This is a genomic window from Streptosporangium sp. DT93 (assembly GCF_049844535.1).
Classification (GTDB): domain Bacteria; phylum Actinomycetota; class Actinomycetes; order Streptosporangiales; family Streptosporangiaceae; genus Streptosporangium.
In genome coordinates this window covers 72,783-89,383 of record NZ_JBNCLF010000015.1, presented here as the reverse complement: position 1 = coordinate 89,383, position 16,601 = coordinate 72,783, and the positions used below count along the sequence as shown (strand labels likewise).

General features: G+C 72.4%; 11 protein-coding genes. 3 read left to right on the top strand and 8 right to left on the bottom strand.

The annotated features are described in order from the left end of the window. The 7 genes from ACLQ2R_RS28160 to ychF all read right to left on the bottom strand — a co-directional run bounded on the left by ACLQ2R_RS28160 (position 1) and on the right by ychF (position 11,444). The gene (locus tag ACLQ2R_RS28160; RefSeq protein ID WP_425963743.1) at positions 1–2,532 is read right to left on the bottom strand and encodes a type IV secretion system protein; all 2,532 of its coding nucleotides are present in this window, start codon (positions 2,530–2,532) and stop codon (positions 1–3) included. Then, a complete protein-coding gene (locus ACLQ2R_RS28155) occupies positions 2,529–5,021 on the bottom strand; it encodes an ATP-binding protein (protein ID WP_425963742.1) in 2,493 nt (830 codons plus the stop codon). The genes ACLQ2R_RS28160 and ACLQ2R_RS28155 overlap by 4 nt, the downstream gene beginning before the upstream one ends. Before the next feature lie 151 nt (positions 5,022–5,172). Beyond that, positions 5,173–7,962, bottom strand: coding sequence for a TcpE family conjugal transfer membrane protein (locus ACLQ2R_RS28150; protein WP_425963741.1), 2,790 nt, complete (start codon positions 7,960–7,962; stop codon positions 5,173–5,175). Between the two features lie 47 nt (positions 7,963–8,009). Continuing rightward, complete coding sequence (locus tag ACLQ2R_RS28145; RefSeq protein WP_425963959.1) at positions 8,010–8,285, bottom strand: hypothetical protein; 276 nt, start codon at positions 8,283–8,285, stop codon at positions 8,010–8,012. Positions 8,286–8,436: 151 nt separating this feature from the next. Beyond that, a complete protein-coding gene (locus tag ACLQ2R_RS28140) occupies positions 8,437–9,468 on the bottom strand; it encodes a conjugal transfer protein (RefSeq protein WP_425963740.1) in 1,032 nt (343 codons plus the stop codon). A gap of 411 nt (positions 9,469–9,879) precedes the next feature. Next, entirely contained in the window at positions 9,880–10,212 is a 333-nt protein-coding gene (locus tag ACLQ2R_RS28135; RefSeq protein ID WP_425963738.1) for a hypothetical protein, read from the bottom strand. A gap of 143 nt (positions 10,213–10,355) precedes the next feature. Then, the gene (gene ychF / locus ACLQ2R_RS28130) at positions 10,356–11,444 is read right to left on the bottom strand and encodes a redox-regulated ATPase YchF (protein ID WP_425963737.1); all 1,089 of its coding nucleotides are present in this window, start codon (positions 11,442–11,444) and stop codon (positions 10,356–10,358) included. A 221-nt stretch (positions 11,445–11,665) separates the two neighbouring features. Here ychF and ACLQ2R_RS28125 point away from each other — a divergent pair, with 221 nt between their 5' ends. Then, on the top strand, positions 11,666–12,970 hold the full coding sequence (locus ACLQ2R_RS28125; protein ID WP_425963958.1) for a DNA recombination protein RmuC: 1,305 nt from the start codon (positions 11,666–11,668) through the stop codon (positions 12,968–12,970). A 127-nt stretch (positions 12,971–13,097) separates the two neighbouring features. After that, positions 13,098–13,619, top strand: coding sequence for a DUF6542 domain-containing protein (locus ACLQ2R_RS28120; RefSeq protein ID WP_425963736.1), 522 nt, complete (start codon positions 13,098–13,100; stop codon positions 13,617–13,619). A 132-nt stretch (positions 13,620–13,751) separates the two neighbouring features. Here the strand turns inward: ACLQ2R_RS28120 and ACLQ2R_RS28115 are convergent, their stop codons facing one another. After that, positions 13,752–14,720 carry a 4-hydroxy-3-methylbut-2-enyl diphosphate reductase gene (locus ACLQ2R_RS28115; protein WP_425963735.1) on the bottom strand — a complete coding sequence of 323 codons (969 nt, stop codon included), beginning with the start codon at positions 14,718–14,720 and terminating at the stop codon, positions 13,752–13,754. 130 nt (positions 14,721–14,850) lie between these two features. On the opposite strand from ACLQ2R_RS28115, the gene ACLQ2R_RS28110 reads away from it, so the two are divergent. Continuing rightward, positions 14,851–16,575 (top strand): hypothetical protein, encoded by a 1,725-nt coding sequence (locus ACLQ2R_RS28110; protein WP_425963734.1) that lies wholly within the window; start codon positions 14,851–14,853, stop codon positions 16,573–16,575. The last annotated feature ends 26 nt before the right edge of the window (positions 16,576–16,601 follow it).

Sequence of the window (16,601 nt, the reverse complement as noted above, 5' to 3'; positions counted from 1 at the left end):
TCAGTCCTTACCGGGTTTCGACGGGCGGAGCCAGAACGGCGGCGCCGCGTCACCGGCCTCCCCGCCGCGCTCCGACCGCCTGGTGATCCAGAGCGGAGGCGCCTCGGAGGATCTTCCTCCGGAACCGGAACCGGAACCGGAGTTCCGCGAGCCGCCCGAGGAGCTCCGCGGGCCGCCGGAGCCCGCACCGCCCCTGCCGCCGCCCCCACCGTTGCCGCCGCCACCGCTACCGCTACCGCCGCCGAAGATGCTCTCGCCCGACGAGCCCCGGGAGGAGCCGCCCCGCGAGGAGGAACCGGACGAGGAGCCGGAGGAGCCGCGGGAGGAGGAACCCCCGCCGAAGATGCTCCCGCCCTGCCTGCCGCCTCCCGAGGATCCGGAGGAGCCCGAGGAGGGCGCCGAGGGCCGGCCCGACGGAGGAGCCGAGGGCCTGACCGACGGGCCCCCGGACGTCCTGCCCGCCGAGGAGCCGCCGGAGCGGCCGCCCGGACCGGACCCCGATCCGGACCCCGATCCGCCCTGTGGCGCCCAGCCCCCGGAACGGCCTCCGAACCAGCCGCCGGACCCCCGGGCCGGGGAGCCGCCGGACCTGGCCGAGGACGCGCCGCCGCCCGTACCGGCTCCGGAGAGGTTGAGCGGTGGCGCGGCGCCGGGGCGTGCCGCGGTGACCGGGCGGCCGGTGCCCCTGCGCCGTCCGGCCGCCTGGGCGTCGGTGTCGAGCGGGGCCGGCTGCGCGCCGGCCGGGACCCGGGCTCCCGACGGGGTGCCCGGTGTGGCGCCGCCCTCCTCGCCGCGCCCCCTGCCCTGGGCGACCGCCGCGGCCGCCGCGCCGACCGAGGCCCCGCCGCTCGCCATGGCCGCCGCCTGCAGCATCGGTTCCGCCTTGCGCATGCCCCACCGGCCCACCCTGGCCGCCGCCACCGGCGGCAGCGCGGACGCGGCCCGCTGCAGGGTCGGCGCGGTGGCCGCGTCGCCCAGCATCCGGGTGGTGAGGGTGTGCCCGTCCATTGACGCGAACAGGTGCTGGAACGGCCGCCGGTAGAAGAACACCGCGATCGTCAGGATCGCCATGAACATGACCTGCATGCCCCACGGCATCGCCGTGGAGATGATCAGCGCGTAGCCGTACACGAGCACGCCCAGGACCAGGGCCAGCACCGCCTGCCTGAGCAGGGTGCCGATGAGCATCTCCACCCACCGCATGGCGATGATCCGCCCGGACCCCGGATGGACGCCGATCAGCAGGAAGACCGGCGCGAGGATCAGCAGCAGCAGGAACCCGACCTTGAGCACCAGCAGCGAGACCGCCACCAGGAAGATCAGCAACCCGGCGACCACCGCGGCCATCAGGGCGCCGATCGCGACCCCCAGCCGGTTCGTCCAGTCCTTGCCCTGGAAGAGGGGGAAGACGGGCGTGTTCTCCAGCTTGTCGGCGATCTCCGTCTCGTACCGTTCCTGGTGGGAGGCCGCGTCGGGCATCTCGGACGCCCTGAGCTCGGCCGCGTCGATCGTCTGGATCTCCAGCATCTTGGCGCCGAACTTCTCGATGTTGGCGGAGCCGGCGTCGGCCGTGCCGAACTGGCCCATCAGCCACGGCTTGCAGACCAGGGTGGACCAGAGGGCGTCGGCGTTCTGCTCGACGCCGGGCACGCCGTTCTGGCCGTATCCTCCGCCCTGGGCCCGCGGGGCGGTCTCCCCCGGGCCCGGCAGGCAGGACGCCCCTCCGGCCCCGGGCAGTCCGGAGAAGGCCGAGTTGATCACTTCGCCGGTCTTGTCGGTGACGACCTTGCCGATCCCGGTCAGGTCACCGGGGCGGCTGAAGAACCAGACCGCCACCGTGACCGCGAGGACCATCCAGATGACGCCCTCGGCGGTGGTGGTGGCGCGCTTGCGGATCAGCCCGTACCAGGCCAGCCAGATGGCGCCGAGGATGACGATCGGCCGCAGGTACGGCCAGTACATGGCGTCGGCCAGCCGGGTCACGATGTCGTCGACCACGTTCTTGATCGGCTCCAGCGGTCCTTCGGTGGCCGCCGCCTGGTAGGTCGTGATGGTCAGCCGGTCCAGGGCCTTGGCCCACAGGAAGACCGTGTTGGCCATGGCGTTGCCCATCACGGCCGCGATGTCGTCGCAGCCGAGCAGGTGGGTGTGCCAGAACTGGCCGCTCATGCCGTAGGTCGCGTAGTTGCTCTGCGTCCCCGGGGCCTGTGCCGGCAGGGTGCCCGGCGCGGCGTCCGGGACCGGGGGCTTGATCAGCCCGTCCACGCCGCCGTCGACGATGTCCGGCGACAGGTCCGGCGACATGTCGCAGGGCGCCGCCGCCACGGCCGTGGACGTCTCCGAGGGCAGGACCAGCGGAAGGGCCAGGAAGGCGGCGACCGCCACCAGCCCGACGGCGATCCGCCTGCCCAGCCGCCTGCCGAGCCGCCCGGTGCGGACGCGGCCCTCGCCGCCGCGCCGCCGGAGCCGCCGGAGCCGCCCGAGCGAACGCTTCTCGCGTGAGCCTTCGTTTCCCTCGCGGGAGCCTTTCATGACCGCACCTCCAGCGCCGCAGCCCCCGAACCGTCGACTGTGCCGCCCCCAGGAAGATGATGCACTTTCTCACCGGGTCTGTCTCGGGTGGGATTCGTGTCGAGCCATCGCAGCAGCTCGTCCGAGACCAGATCCACCCCGATCCGGCCCGCCCTGCCGTCCAGATCCCGGAAGACGCACTCGCCGTTGCCGAGCGAGCGCAGCACCGCCTTGTGCTCCTCGGACGGCTCGACCCCGAGCAACGCCATCACGTGCTCCACCTCGACCCGTTCGGTGGAGCGGAACGCGAACACCGACGACAGGCAGTTCGTCACCTGCTCGCTCAGCAGGTCGCCGGCGTTCTGGGAGACCAGGACCAGTGCCGTGTTCCGGGAACGGCCCATCCTGCTGACCTCGGGCACCAGCTTGGCGCCCTCGGGTGTGGAGGTGATCGCCCACGCCTCGTCCAGGAAGATCGCCTTGGGAGAGCGGCGGTCCAGGCCGTTCATCAGGCCCCGCGCGAACTGCGCGACGAGGTACAGCAGCGCCACCGACAGGCGCTGCTCGTAGGAGTAGTCGTCGCGGCCGGTGGAGGCGTCGGGCAGCGTCAGCCCGCCCAGCGTGAAGACCGTGGTCCAGCCCTCGGTGTCGATCTGGTCGCCGCCCGAGGGGTCGAAGCAGAGCCGGGCCAGATGCATGTCCGACATGGAGCGCAGCACCGCGCCCAGGTTCTTGGAGGCGGCGTCGCCGGCCTGCTCCAGGAAGTCGACGACCTTGCCCAGCGACGGGTCCTCGGCGTTGGAGACCGCCGCGACCGCCTGGATCATCGCCGACTCGCGCTCCTCCGACATGCGCGGCAGCAGCAGGCGCAGCGTCTCGGTGGCCATCGTCTTCTTGGCCGCGAGGTCGTCGCCGAACGAGAACGGGTCGAGCAGGCCCGGCGCCGCCGAGCCCAGCGGGATGATCCGCGCCTTCCTGCCGCGCTGCTGCAGCAGCCGTACCAGCGAGTCGGCGTCGCCCTTGGGGTCGATGACCGCGACCGTCACCCCGCGCAGCGCCATCTGGTAGATCATCAGCAGCGCCAGCGTGGTCTTGCCGCCGCCCGGCTCGCCGGTGATGGCGATGGCCGTCGGCCGGTTGCGCGTCGCCGCCACCAGCGGGTCGAAGTGCACGATGCTGCGGGCCCGCCCCAGGGTCTCCCCGATGTACGGCCCCATCCAGCCCGAGCCGCCCTCGTCAGCCCGGTCGCCCAGGTCGACGGTGGCGGTGGCCATGCCGCCCGCGATCGTGCGCAGCGGCTGCCGCTGCGCGTAGGCGTTGACCCTGACCCGCTCGCCCGGCAGCGTCTCGCAGAACAGCGAGAACTGGTCGCCGGTGGAGTTGACGATGTCGATGCCCATGTCGCGGTAGTGCTCCACGACCGCCTCGACCCGCTGCACGCAGATCTCCTCGGTCGGGGCCGACACGATCAGGCGGTGCCAGCCGTAGACGAACGGCAGGCGCTCCTTGGTGATGCCGTGCTCCAGCATCCGGGCCGCGTCGATCTGCTCGGCCAGCGCCAGCGGCGCCTCGGCCCCGGCCTCCCGGATGTGGATGTCCATGTCGCGGGCGTGCGCGAGCTGGCGCGCCACGTCCTTGCTGGCCTTGACCGGCGGGATCAGCCGCATCCTGGAGCTGATCTCCACCGGGAAGGGGAGCTGGTCGGCGAAGTGCATCCAGGGCTCGCCGTCGGGGAACGGCATCAGGTCGGGGAAACGGGCGAAGGACATGTGCGCCACGTACGAGTCGCCGTGCGGCTGCTCGATCCGCAGCAGCGCCCTGCCGTTGTGGATCTGCCCCTCGACCAGGGACTCGATCTCCCCCTGCCCCCACCTGCGCTTGGGGCTCGCCGAGGCCGGCGGGTCCCCCAGCGAGCCGGTCGTGGCGTGCTGGAAGAGCCAGGCGAGCTCGACGGAGGTGGCGTGCCTGGCGTACAGGGAGCTGGCCGAGAGCGCCCGGCCCAGCCGCTCGGCCTGCTCGGACCACTTGGCGATCTCCGCCTTGGGGACGTGGTCGTCGTCGATGCCCAGGACCTTCTCGCTGCGCTGGTAGAAGCCGAAGAGCTGGGAGAGCACCCCGCTCCCGAGCTGGCGCCCGCGCTGGCCGAGCCGCACGCCGAGGTAGACCTCCTTGGTCCAGAAGTCCTTGGCCCAGACGTGCCGGTACATGTCCTCCAGGTAGTCGCGCCAGCCCGGTCCCTCGTCGGAGGTGGCGTTCAGCGCCATCGCCCACTCGGCGGCCGGGTAGGTGCGGTGCGCCACCCGCAGGTGGACCTCGGCGTCGGGCATCCGGATCGCGGCCAGCGCGATCGTGATGTTCGTGGCCAGCGCCTCCCGCTCCTCGGGGGTGATGAACTCGTAACTCACGGTGGGGAGCCTGAAGTAGGCCCAGACCGACGAGTCGGTCAGCAGGATCCGATCGTCGAAGTACCGGACGGCCAGGCGGCTGCGCGCCTGGGAGGCGCGGCTCACCGTCCCACCCTGACCGATCGTCCGGCCGTGCCCGCACGGCGTCCCGCCGTACCCGCACGGTCCTTCGCCGGGTCGCCCGCCCGGCTCCGGCACGGCCCGCCCACCCGCGTCCGGTCCGGCCCGTTCACCACATCTCCTCGTGCCCGGGGGATCACTGGGCCACTTCCTCCTCGCTGGGTCGCCTCGACTGCACCGTTCCGAAGCCCGCCACCACGACGCCCGCCAGGGCCAGGTACGCCCGGCGGCCCGGCGCCCTCAGGTGGGACGGTTCCACCCGGTCGTCCCTTCCGGGGGCCAGCGCGTCCTCCCAGGGGACCCGCACGATCGCCCGGCACCTGCCCCGGGCGACCGACTCGGCGTGCTCCACGTCCTCCATGCTCCGGCGGCTCACCCCGTTGACCACCATGACGGCCCGCTGGCGGAGGTCGGCGCAGCCGTGCCCGTCGAGCCACTCGTAGGTCATGGCCACCGCGTCCGGCCCGTCCTCGCTGGCCGGGACGACGAGTACGAGCTGGTCGGCGTAGGGCAGGACCCGGGCGGCCAGGGCCGCCGCCGGATCCATGACGATCATCTTGTAGTACCGGTCGAGCAGGTCCATGGTCTGGCCGAGCCGCCGGTCCGAGAAGAGCGTGCGGTCGGCCAGGCGCTGCTCGGCGCCGGCGTCGCTGTCTCCGGCGACGACCTCCAGCCCCGAGGCGCAGCGGCTGGTGTAGGCGCGCATGCCGAGGTAGCCCTGGACGGTGTCGAGCCCGGCGAGCAGGGAGCTCAGCGTCTCGGGCGACTCGCCCTGGACGCGGCCGGACAGGGCGTGCGAGCCGGTGCTGGCGTCGACCGCGAGGATCCGGTCCTCCCGGTAGCGGGCCAGCGTGTGACCGAGCATGAGCGCGGTCGTGGTCTGCCCGGCGCCGCCGGTGCATCCCAGCACCACCACCCGGCGCCCGCCGCCGAACACCGCCCTGGCCCGCGCCTCGTCGATCTCGGAGCCGTCCGTACGGCCACCGCCACCGGGACCGATCACCACCTGGGCCAGCCGCCGCCAGCCGCCCGAGGAGTCCCGGCCGACCACCGACTCCACCCGGCGGACCTTGGTCTCGGCCTCCGCGTAGGCGGGGGCGGGGGGCGGGACCGGGGTCGCGGGCGTCACCGGGTCGGCCTTGCCCGGCCCCGAGGGGACCGCGCGGATCGACATCCCGGCGCCCGGCTGGGTGCCGCCACCGGCCGGGTCGGCGGGACCGGCCTGCGTCCCCGCGGGCCGCTCGGGGGGCCAGGTCCTCACCGTGTCGGACGGCCGTCCGACGGGGGCGGGCCGCCCCCTGCGGTGCCTGCGCCGCGCGCTCTCCTCCGCGTCGGCGGTGTCCGCGAGGTCCGCCGGGCCTGCCGTGTCCTCCGGGCCTGCCGGGTCCGCCGGGTTGCCCGCTCGGGCGGGACCCGCCGGGAAGCCGGTCGCTCCCGTGGCCCGCTCCCCGGCCGGAGCCTGACCGGCGAACCTCGGCACGAAGGACGGAACGACCGGGTCGGCCGGGCCTGGCAGGCCGGGCAGGCCGGGCAGGCCGGACGGGCCGGGCAGATCGGGCTGGACGGGGGCCTGAGGTATCGGCGGGGCCGCCGCGGCGCGCTGGGCGTCGCCGGACGCGGCGAGCCTGCGCAGGCGGCGCAGGGCCTCGGCCCCGATGGGCGCGGCCGGGGGCGCGTCCGCCGCCGAAGGCTGGGACGCCTCCGAGTCCTGGGACGCCGTAGGAGTCTGAGAGGTCGCGGAAGCCTGAGAGGCCGCAGGAGGCTGAGAGGTGACAGGAGGGTGGAAGGCGGCAGGAGGCCGGAAGGCCACGGAAGGCGGGGAAGCCACGGAAGGCGGGGAAGCCACGGAAGGCGGGGAAGCCACGGAGTGCGGGGGGGCCGGCGAAGCCTCGGAAGGCTCTGGAACCTGGAAGGCGGCAGGAGCCTGCGGGACCGCCGGGGTCACCGGCGTCCGGGGAGGAGCGGAGACGGACTCCCCGGCCTTCTCCCCGCTCTCCGTGCTCTTCGTGCTCGTGGTCCTTTCCGCCCTCCCGGAACCCCTCGTGCCCTTGGCGGTCGCGGGTTCCGCGTTCCCGATCCTCGGGCCCTCCGCGCTCCCGGCGCTACCGGTGCTCCTGGTCTCGCCCCTGGCGTTCGCGGCTGCGGCGTCGTGCGCGGCCGACGTGGCCACCGGGGCGTGTTCGGGTCGAGGGCCGAGCTCCTGCGAGGGCGGTGGGAGGGGGGACCCGGCGCGTCCCGGATCCACCGGACGCGTACCTGACGTGACGGACCGCGTCGCGGGCCCCACAACGGGGACGGGTACCGGCGGTGACGGCGGTACGGTGACCGGCTGCGCGACCGGCGCCGTCTCGACGGCCGTGGCCTGGCCGAGCGCGGGGGCGACCCCCTGACGCCGGACGCCGGTCTCGCTCCAGGCGATCCGCTCGCGGGCGACCGGGGCGGTGGCGGCGGCGGCCGCCGCGGCGGCAACGGCGGGGCGTACCTCACGGGCGGCGGCGCGCTTGGCCTGGGCCTGGCGGACCTTGCGGGACGCCTTGACCCTGACCGATCCGTACTGCGGCGCGGCACGCCAGACGCGGCCGTTCAGCGCGACCTCGGCGGGTTCGGAGACGGGCGCCATCCGGCACCAGGTGCGCGGCTCGCCCACGTAGCGCAGTTGCGACTGGAGCAGCTCGGTGAGCCTCTTGCTCTCGATCACCGGCCGGGTGGAGAGCCAGGTGACCACGCCGGGGGGCACCAGGTAGAGGACGTGCCAGGGGGCCGCGAAGGGCAGGCCGAGCATGTAGAGCAGGAGCGACCACGGGGCCAGCACTCCCACGAACCCACCGATCCACACGATCGGGAGCGGCATCGGCAGCCGTAGGTCGTACAGCTTGTAGAGCCGCTTCTCGATCCTCCAGATATTGGTGTACGTGGGCAGATCCACGTGATCCTCCTTTCCGCCTCTCCTTGTGTGACCGTTCGGGCGCGGTCTCAACCCCCCGAGATGCCCAGTGCGCCCGCGATCGCCTTCGCCGTCACCTCGATGATGTTCGGCACGTAGAAGATCACTCCGATGGCGATCGCCAGGATGATGAACTGGACGAACCTGGTGATCTCACGGGTGAAGAGGAAGAAGAGGGCCACCACCGAGACGATGACCAGGAAGAGGGGGGCGAAGAAGCTGCGGAGGAAGTCGGCGAGGCCCTCGGTGTTGACGCCCGCGGGAGGAGCTGTGGGCTGAGCGAGTTCCAAAACGCTCAGCACCATGGTCTTGAGAATCACTTCTTGTCCTCCGTACTCACGATCGCGCCCGCCGGATGGTGACGGGCCCGCGGCGCGTACGCGCGGGAGCCCGGACCGGTGGATCATCGATCAGGGGGGGTCTGCTCACCGTGGACCGGCACCATTCGATCATGCGTTACCCCGCCACGGATCGATATGCGCCGCGAATGTCCTTCACGAACCACTTGTCGCCCTGCTTGACCATGGTGAGCAGGTAGGCCTGTTCGAGCTTGCCTCCCATTTGGCCGGGGTCGGCGGGCTCCGGCTCGGCGGACGTCGTCGTCTTCGCCGGGACGCCCCACGAGACCGTCGCGGTCACCTGACGGGTGGCACCCGCGGGGAGGGGCACGGAGAGGTCCTTGAGCTGCAGGAAGGTGAACGCGCCGGCGAAACCCTCCAGGGTGGTGCCGGCGTCGGCGTAGAGCCGCAGGGAGGCGGTGTCGCTGGCCGCGTAGGCCTTGAAGAACCCCTCCAGGGAGGCGCGCAGTTCCTGTTCGGCGGCGCGGTCGCGCTCGGGGGCGGGCTTGGGCGGCAGGTCGGCCGCCTTGGGCGCCGGCAGGATGCCCGGCCGCCCGGCGACGACGAACCTGCCGGCCGACCGGTCGTGGTAGATCGGCACCGACAGCAGCTGGCGGCGGTTCTCCGACTGGTAGGCGACGGTGACGACGGCGTTCTCGTCGTCGACGACCTCGATCCCGTACGGTTGCACCGCTCCAGCGCTCATCCTGCCGAGACCGTCCCAGCCGAACTGCGCCTCGACGCCCTCGGGCAGGTAGGGGGCCAGCCTGGACTCCCTCTCCTGCAGGCGCGCGCCGTCGAAGTTCAGGTAGACCTCGGCGAACTGGGCCGCGAAGGCCGAGCCCCGGACGCTGGGGAATCCCTCACCCGCCACGGGAACCGTGCCGGTGGGGGTGTTCGGCCGGGTGATGCGCTCGAAGGGCGCGCGCACCCCGTTCACCACGATGACGATGATCAGCGCCCAGAGCACGGCCCGGCCGGTCCACACCAGCCAGCGGCCGCCACCGCCGGACCAGCGGTTGCGAGGGGCGCTCCTGCGCCGCGCCGGAGGGCGGTCGAGGTCGGGATCGTCGGGAAAATCCGGGTATGCCGACAGCTCGGGGTCGCCAGCGATCCGGGGATCACGCTGGACCGTCGACCTTCGAGCCATCACGCCTCCGCTCGCGTCACTCCCGGCCGGTGCGGTGTCGTATTGCCGCTTGCCACCGATCCCGCCTGCCAGGGTGACGCACTTACTCTAGCCGCCCCGCCGATTCTTCCAGGAAAGCCACGCCTATGCTGCAGGCATCGTGATGACTGAGCAAACCGGGTCTGGAACCCCGGCGAGGCCGCCGATGCCGCCGACGTCCGGCCGAATGTGTATTACCCCTGGCCAGGGCGTGGGTCGATTACTCAAACGCCACCCATTGCTAACTGGACGGTTCCCTGACTGTCGCGACCTGCGCATTTAATGCAAAATGCGTCACGGGGTGCGATGGGTACGAAATGTTCTCCAGAGACGTCGGCCGGGGAGCCCTCGCTTCCCCGAGGCGGGACGCGCCCGACCGGCGCTCAGAGAGTCCTACACACGCTCACGCGAGTTGCGCGCCCCACGTGCCCTCGCGGCGAAGGCGACCGCCAGTCCCGTGCAGAGGCCGGTGAGCACGATCCGGAAGGTCAAGAACGCCTCCGGCATGCTCACCACCACACCGAGACCGAAGATGATCAGTATGAGCGCCGCGAAGAACATCGACCATCCGGACCACTTCGCCGACGCCGCGCCCCTCGCGCCGGATGTCGCCCCGGCCGCCCGGCCCCTCGTCAGCACGTGCACGCCGTACGCGCCCAGCGCGCACCCCCCTGCCACCAGGAACCAGCCGAACACGACCAGCACCGACAGTTCACGCAACCCCATCTGACTACCCCCGTTTTCGTAGGTGATGAGCGGATGCTGTGTTTCCGGTCACATCTGCTGCCCTACGAAAGAGGTGAAAAACCCGCGCGGCCGCCCCGCTCGCCCGCCCGGAGGGCGGGAGGGGACGGCCGGACGTGAGGCGGTCAGACGTTGAAGCGGAACTCCACCACGTCGCCGTCGCGCATGACGTAGTCCTTGCCCTCGATCCGCGCCTTGCCCGCCTGCCGGGCCGAGGCGATGGAACCGGCCTCGACCAGCTCGTCGAAGGAGACGATCTCGGCCTTGATGAAGCCCCGCTGGAAGTCGGTGTGGATGACCCCCGCGGCCTCGGGAGCCGTGGCGCCCTTGCGGATCGTCCAGGCCCGGGTCTCCTTGGGGCCCGCGGTCAGGTAGGTCTGCAGGCCCAGGGTCTCGAAGCCCACCCTGGCGAGCTGGGTCAGGCCCGACTCCTCCTGGCCGACGGACTGCAGCAGCTCCAGCGCCTCCTCGTCGTCGAGCTCGACGAGCTCGGACTCGATCTTGGCGTCCAGGAAGACGGCCTCGGCCGGGGCGACGAGCGCCGACAGCCTGGCGCGGAGCGCGTCGTCCACCAGCTCGTCGGCGTCGAGGTTGAAGACGTACAGGAACGGCTTGGCGGTCAGCAGGTGCAGCTCGCGCAGGTCGGCGGGGTCGATTCCCGCGCCCTTGGCACCGGCGTACAGGGTGGCGCCGCCGTCGAGGAGCTTGAACGCCGCCTCGGCCGCGTCCAGCGCGGCCTTGCGGTCCTTGTTGGTCCTGGACTCCTTCTGCAGGCGGGGGATCGCCTTCTCCAGCGTCTGCAGGTCCGCGAGGATCAGCTCGGTGTTGATCGTCTCGATGTCGCGGCCGGGGGAGACGCCGCCGTCCACGTGGGTCACGTCCGGGTCGTCGAAGACCCGGATGACCTGGCAGATCGCGTCGGTGTCACGGATGTTGGCGAGGAACTGGTTGCCCCGTCCCTGCCCCTCCGAGGCACCGCGGACCAGTCCGGCGATGTCGACGAACTCGACCTTCGCCGGCAGGATCTTCGCCGACCCGAAGATCTCGGACAGCTTCTCAAGACGCGGGTCGGGGACGCCGACGATGCCCACGTTGGGTTCGATGGTGGCGAACGGGTAGTTCGCCGCCAGGGCGTTGGCGGTCTTCGTCAGCGCGTTGAAAAGCGTTGACTTGCCGACGTTGGGCAATCCGACGATGCCGATGCTCAGGCTCACGTGAGCCGAGTTTACGCGGAATGACCCGGTGCCGGTCGCCACGGGCCCGTCTGCCGACCGTCGCAGGCCCGTCAGCCGGCCGCCACGGACCCCTCGGCCGACCCTCGCGGGCCCGTCGACCGGCCGCCACGGACCCGTCACCGGGGGCGATCGGCCCGATTCCGGAGGCGTGTCGGCGCGCCAGAAGGGGTCCGGCCTGGAATCATGCCGGGGTGGACCTCATGGCGCTCTCCTTCCAGCTCGCGGTGGGTCTCGCCGCGGGGCTCGCGATCGGGTTCCTGCTCGGCCGGTCGCGGGCCGCCTCCGGGGCCGACGGCACGGCCGCGCGCCTGGCCGACGCCGAGGCCCGCGCGAAGATCGCCGAAGAGAAGCTCGCCTTCGTCGAGGGACAGCTCGCCGACCGGTTCCAGGCCCTGTCGACCCGGGCGCTCGACGTCAACAACCTGCGCTTCCTGGAGCTGGCCGAGACCAGGCTCGCCGCGGGCCGGGCCGAGGCGGCCGGTGAGCTGGAACAGCGCAGGCAGGCCGTCGAGCACATGATCGAACCGCTCAAGGACACCCTGGCGCGCGTCGAGACCCAGCTGCGCGACACCCAGGTGGGCCAGCGGGCCGCCCACGCCGAGCTGGCCAAGCACATCGACGTCGTCCGCCAGAGCAACGAGCAGCTCCGCGCCCAGACGAGCACGCTGGTACGGGCCCTGCAACGCCCGGAGGCCCGGGGACGGTGGGGGGAGCTCCAGCTCCGCAGGGTGGCCGAGATCGCCGGGATGCAGCGGTTCTGCGACTTCGACGAGCAGGTCAGCGTCACCACGCCGGACGGCGTCCTGCGGCCCGACATGGTGGTGCGGCTGGCCGGCGGCAAGAACATCGTGGTCGACTCCAAGGTCTCGCTGGCCGCCTACCTGGAGGCCGCCGAGTCGACCGATCCCGACCACCAGTCGGCCCGGCTCGACGCCCACTCCCGGCACGTGCGCGAGCACGTGGACCGGCTCGCCGCCAAGTCCTACTGGCAGGCGTTCAGCCCGGCCCCGGAGTTCATGGTGCTGTTCATCCCCGGGGAGGCGTTCCTCGCCCCGGCCCTGGAGCGCGACCCCGCCCTCCTGGAGTACGCCATGCGGCGGCGGGTCCACATCGCCACCCCCACCACACTGATCACCATGCTCCGCACCGCGCAGTACGCCTGGCAGCAGGCCGCGCTCGGCGAGAACGCGCGGGCGATCTTCGAGGTCGGCAAGGAGCTGTACGAGCGGCTGAGCAGCATGGGCCGCAACGTCGAGGCCCTGGGCCGCTCGCTGAGCCGGGCGGTGGAGTCGTACAACAGGACGGTCGGGTCGCTGGAGACCCGGGTGCTGGTGAGCGCCCGCAAGCTCAACGATCTGGGCCTGGTCGAGGAGGAGCTGGACGGGCCGCGGCCGCTGGAGGACCTGCCGCGCGCCCTGACCTCACCCGAACTGCTCGCCGAGGAGGAGTCAAGCCCGTCTCTCGTGTCCCGCCTGAACGGTAGGTTGACCAACGACCTGCCCTGAAACCGTTCCCCGGGGACGCCTTTGGCCGGACACTGGAGGCGACGGGACCGATGACGCGGGGGCCGAGGTCGAGGGGGCGAGTGGTGGACGAGCGAGGCGGCGTGCAGCCGGCCGGCGGGGTGATCGCGTGAGTGAGCTTGACCGGCCCGGCGGCGTCCGGCTGACCGTCCGGGGCGCGCTGGTCCTCGTCCTGACGGCCACCCTGGTCGGTGGCGTGCTGCAGGCGCTGCTGGGGGCGTCCGCACTGACCGGCGTGGCGTTCACGGTCGGCTGCGCGGCGGCGACGGTGCTGGTCAACCGGCGGGAGCTGCTCTCGCTGGTGGTCTCCCCGCCCCTGGTGTTCTTCGTGACCACCATGATCGTCGAGGTGGTCCGCTCCCTGTTCGCGGCCTCCCCCGTCCAGACCTTCGGGCTGGGCATGTACACCGCGCTGTCCCAGGGCGCCCCGTGGCTGTTCGGCGGGTCGCTGCTGGTGGTGGTGATCGCCTGGCGCCGCGGGCTGACCCGCTGCGTCCGCGAGCTGCGCGACGAGCTGAAGGCGGCCAAGGCCTCCGTGCCCCGTCCCAGGACCGGGGAGACCGCCTTCGCCCCCGAACCCGAGGGCTACTTCGAGCCCAAGGTCTACGGGACACCGCGCGACGACCGCTGAGCCGCTTTCCCCGGCCTCGTCTCCGGAACCCGATCGGGTGTGTCCGGGGCAGGCCGTCCGCGGGCCGGACGACGGCGACCGGCCCGCCGGAGGTCCGGGGGCCGGTGGCTCCGCCGGGTGGCGGACGGTTCTTCAGGCCGTGACGCGCAGGTTCTTGCGGAGCTCGTGCGGGAGGGCGAACCGTACGTTCTCCTCGACGGACTCGACCTCCTGCACGTCATCGAACCCGTTCCCGGCGAGGCGGGCGAGGACCCCGGCGACGAGATCCTCGGGCACCGACGCGCCGCTCGTCACGCCGACCGTGGTGACGCCGTCGAGCCAGGAGTCCTGGATCAGCGAGGCGTCGTCGACCAGGTAGGAGGCGTCGGCCCCGTGGTCGAGGGCGACCTCGACCAGCCGCTTGGAGTTGGAGGAGTTCTCCGAACCGACGACGATCACCAGCTCGGCCTGGGCGGCGATCTCCTTGACCGCGACCTGGCGGTTCTGGGTGGCGTAGCAGATGTCGTCGCTCGGCGGGTCGATGAGGTTGGGGAAGCGCTCCTTGAGGCGGGAGACCGTCTCGACCGTCTCGTCCACCGAGAGCGTCGTCTGCGAGAGCCAGACCAGCCGCTCGGGATCCCTGACCTGCACCGTGCCGACCGACCCCAGCCCGTCGACGAGCTGGATGTGGTCGGGGGCCTCACCCGCGGTGCCCTCGACCTCCTCGTGGCCCTCGTGGCCGATGAGGAGGATGTCGTAGTCCTGGGAGGCGAAGCGCTTGGCCTCGTTGTGCACCTTGGTGACCAGGGGGCAGGTCGCGTCGATCGTCTTGAGGCTGCGGCTCGCGGCCTCGCGGTGGACCTCCGGGGAGACGCCGTGGGCGGAGAAGACCACGATGGCCCCCTCGGGCACCTGGTCGGTCTCGTCGACGAAGATCGCGCCGCGCTCCTCCAGCGTCCTGACCACGTGGGTGTTGTGGACGATCTGCTTGCGCACGTAGATCGGCGCGCCGTACTGCTCCAGCGCCTTCTCCACGGCCTGGACCGCACGGTCGACCCCCGCACAGTAGCCACGGGGCTTCGCCACTAGCACACGCCGGTTCGCAGGGGTCTCGGAAGTCATGCTCTTATGCTACGTGGACATGCCCACGAGACAGTCCGCACTCCCCATGAGCTCCTAAACTCGTGACCCCACAGGCCCGTAAGCCTTCGAGGCCACACCCCTTCCCGATAGAGATTCCCAGGGAGACGCCATGTCAGTCCCCGACATGATTCGCAGTGTCACACAGAAGGCAAAGGACCTGCCGCTGCACATGCTGCAGACGGCGCTGAGCGGGGTCGGCCAGGCTCTGCTCCTCGGTGACCGGGTACGGAACAAGATCTGGAGTGCTTCCGGCCGCGAGGAGGACCTCGACGAGTCCCGCGAGACGACCGCCGACGCGCCGGTGGACGCCGGGGAGAACACCGCCGAGCAGACGGGCGAGGCCGACAGGCCCGCCCGCCGCGAACCCGTCATCTTCGCGCCACGGCCCTCCAAGTCCGCCGAGAGCACCGTCGAGCAGGCAGCCGAGGCCGACAGGCCCGCTCGCCGCGAGCCCGTCATCTTCGCCCCGCGACCGTCCAAGACCGTCGACAGGACTCCCGCCGAGGAGAGCACCGTCGAGCAGACGTCCGAGGCCGACAAGCCGACCCGCCGCGAACCCGTCATCTTCGCGCCGCGACCGTCCAAGATGGCCGACAAGGCTCCCACCACCGAGAGCAACGGCACCGGAATCTCCCCCGAGCCCGTCGTCCTCAGCCCGGCCAAGACCGCTCCGGTCGAGCCCGCCGCCCCCGAGACGCCGGTCGCCGAGACGCCGGACGCCGGACCCGCCGTCGCCGAGACCGCTCCCGCGATCCCGGCCGACGAGCCAGCCGTCGTGATCCCGGTCACCGAGTCCCCGGCCGGCGAGACCTCCCCTGCGGAGACCTCCCCTGCGGAGGCTCCCGCCGCCGAGGCCCCCGTCGCGAAGCCGAAGACCCCCAGGGCCACCAAGGCCAAGGCCCCCAAGGCTCCCAAGGCCGCTCCCGTCGAGGAGCCCTCGCCCGCGAAGGCCGAGACCCCGAAGGCCGCCGAGCCCGAGGCCGAGAGCGCCAAGGCCACAGCCCCCGAGGCGGCCACCCCGGCCACCCCGGCCACCCCGGCCACGACGCCCCCGGTGAAGAAGCCCAGGGCCACCAGGGCGACCAAGGCCGCCAAGGAGGCGGCGGCACCGGCCTCCGCCACCCCCGCAGCCCCCGCAGCCACCGAGCCCGTCGAGCTCGGGACCGCCGAGACCGCGAGCCCGCGCCCCGAGTCCGAGGCCACCACCGCGAAGCCCGCGACCAGGAGGACCGGCACGAAGGCCCCCGCCGAGACCCCGGCGAAGACCCGCGCGGCGACCCCGTCCACCAGGACGCGCAAGACCACCAAGGCCGCTCCCGCCGAGACCGGGACCGAAGCCGGAACCAGGACCGGGACCGAGTCCGGAACCAGGACCGAGTCCGGAACCGGAACCGGAACCAAGGCCAAGGCCAAGGCCGGAACCAAGGCCGAGATCGAGACCATGACCGAGGCCGGGATCGTCGAGGACGGCCTCCCCGCGGACGCCCTGATCGAGACGCCCCCCGCGACGAAGGTCGAGGTCGCCGAGGTCAGGGTGGCCAAGCCCGAGACCCAGGACGCCGCGCTGGTCGAGGTGACCGGCACCCGGGTCGCTCCCCCGGAGACGGCCGCCCCCGCCCCCGCCGCCGACGTGGTCGCCGCCGCCGCTGCCGTACCGGCCGAGCCGCTGCCCGGTTACGCCGACCTGACGGTGGCGTCGCTGCGGGCGCGCATGCGCGGCAGGACGGCCGGGCAGATCAGGGATCTGATCGCCTACGAGCGTGCCACCTCGGCCCGCGAGACCGTCGTGCGGATGTACGAGAACCGCCTGGCCAAGCTGGAGGCCGGGGAATAGTCGCGCCCGGCGCGTAGGCTCCCGCC

Excerpts from the sequence above, each read along its gene's own strand:
- ACLQ2R_RS28145 (WP_425963959.1), bottom strand. The coding sequence starts at position 8,285 with ATGGTGCTGAGCGTTTTGGAACTCGCTCAGCCCACAGCTCCTCCCGCG.
- ACLQ2R_RS28125 (WP_425963958.1), top strand. The coding sequence starts at position 11,666 with ATGGCGCTCTCCTTCCAGCTCGCGGTGGGTCTCGCCGCGGGGCTCGCG.
- ACLQ2R_RS28115 (WP_425963735.1), bottom strand. The coding sequence starts at position 14,720 with ATGACTTCCGAGACCCCTGCGAACCGGCGTGTGCTAGTGGCGAAGCCC.
- ACLQ2R_RS28135 (WP_425963738.1), bottom strand. The coding sequence starts at position 10,212 with ATGGGGTTGCGTGAACTGTCGGTGCTGGTCGTGTTCGGCTGGTTCCTG.
- ACLQ2R_RS28140 (WP_425963740.1), bottom strand. The coding sequence starts at position 9,468 with ATGGCTCGAAGGTCGACGGTCCAGCGTGATCCCCGGATCGCTGGCGAC.
- ACLQ2R_RS28160 (WP_425963743.1), bottom strand. The coding sequence starts at position 2,532 with ATGAAAGGCTCCCGCGAGGGAAACGAAGGCTCACGCGAGAAGCGTTCG.
- ACLQ2R_RS28110 (WP_425963734.1), top strand. The coding sequence starts at position 14,851 with ATGTCAGTCCCCGACATGATTCGCAGTGTCACACAGAAGGCAAAGGAC.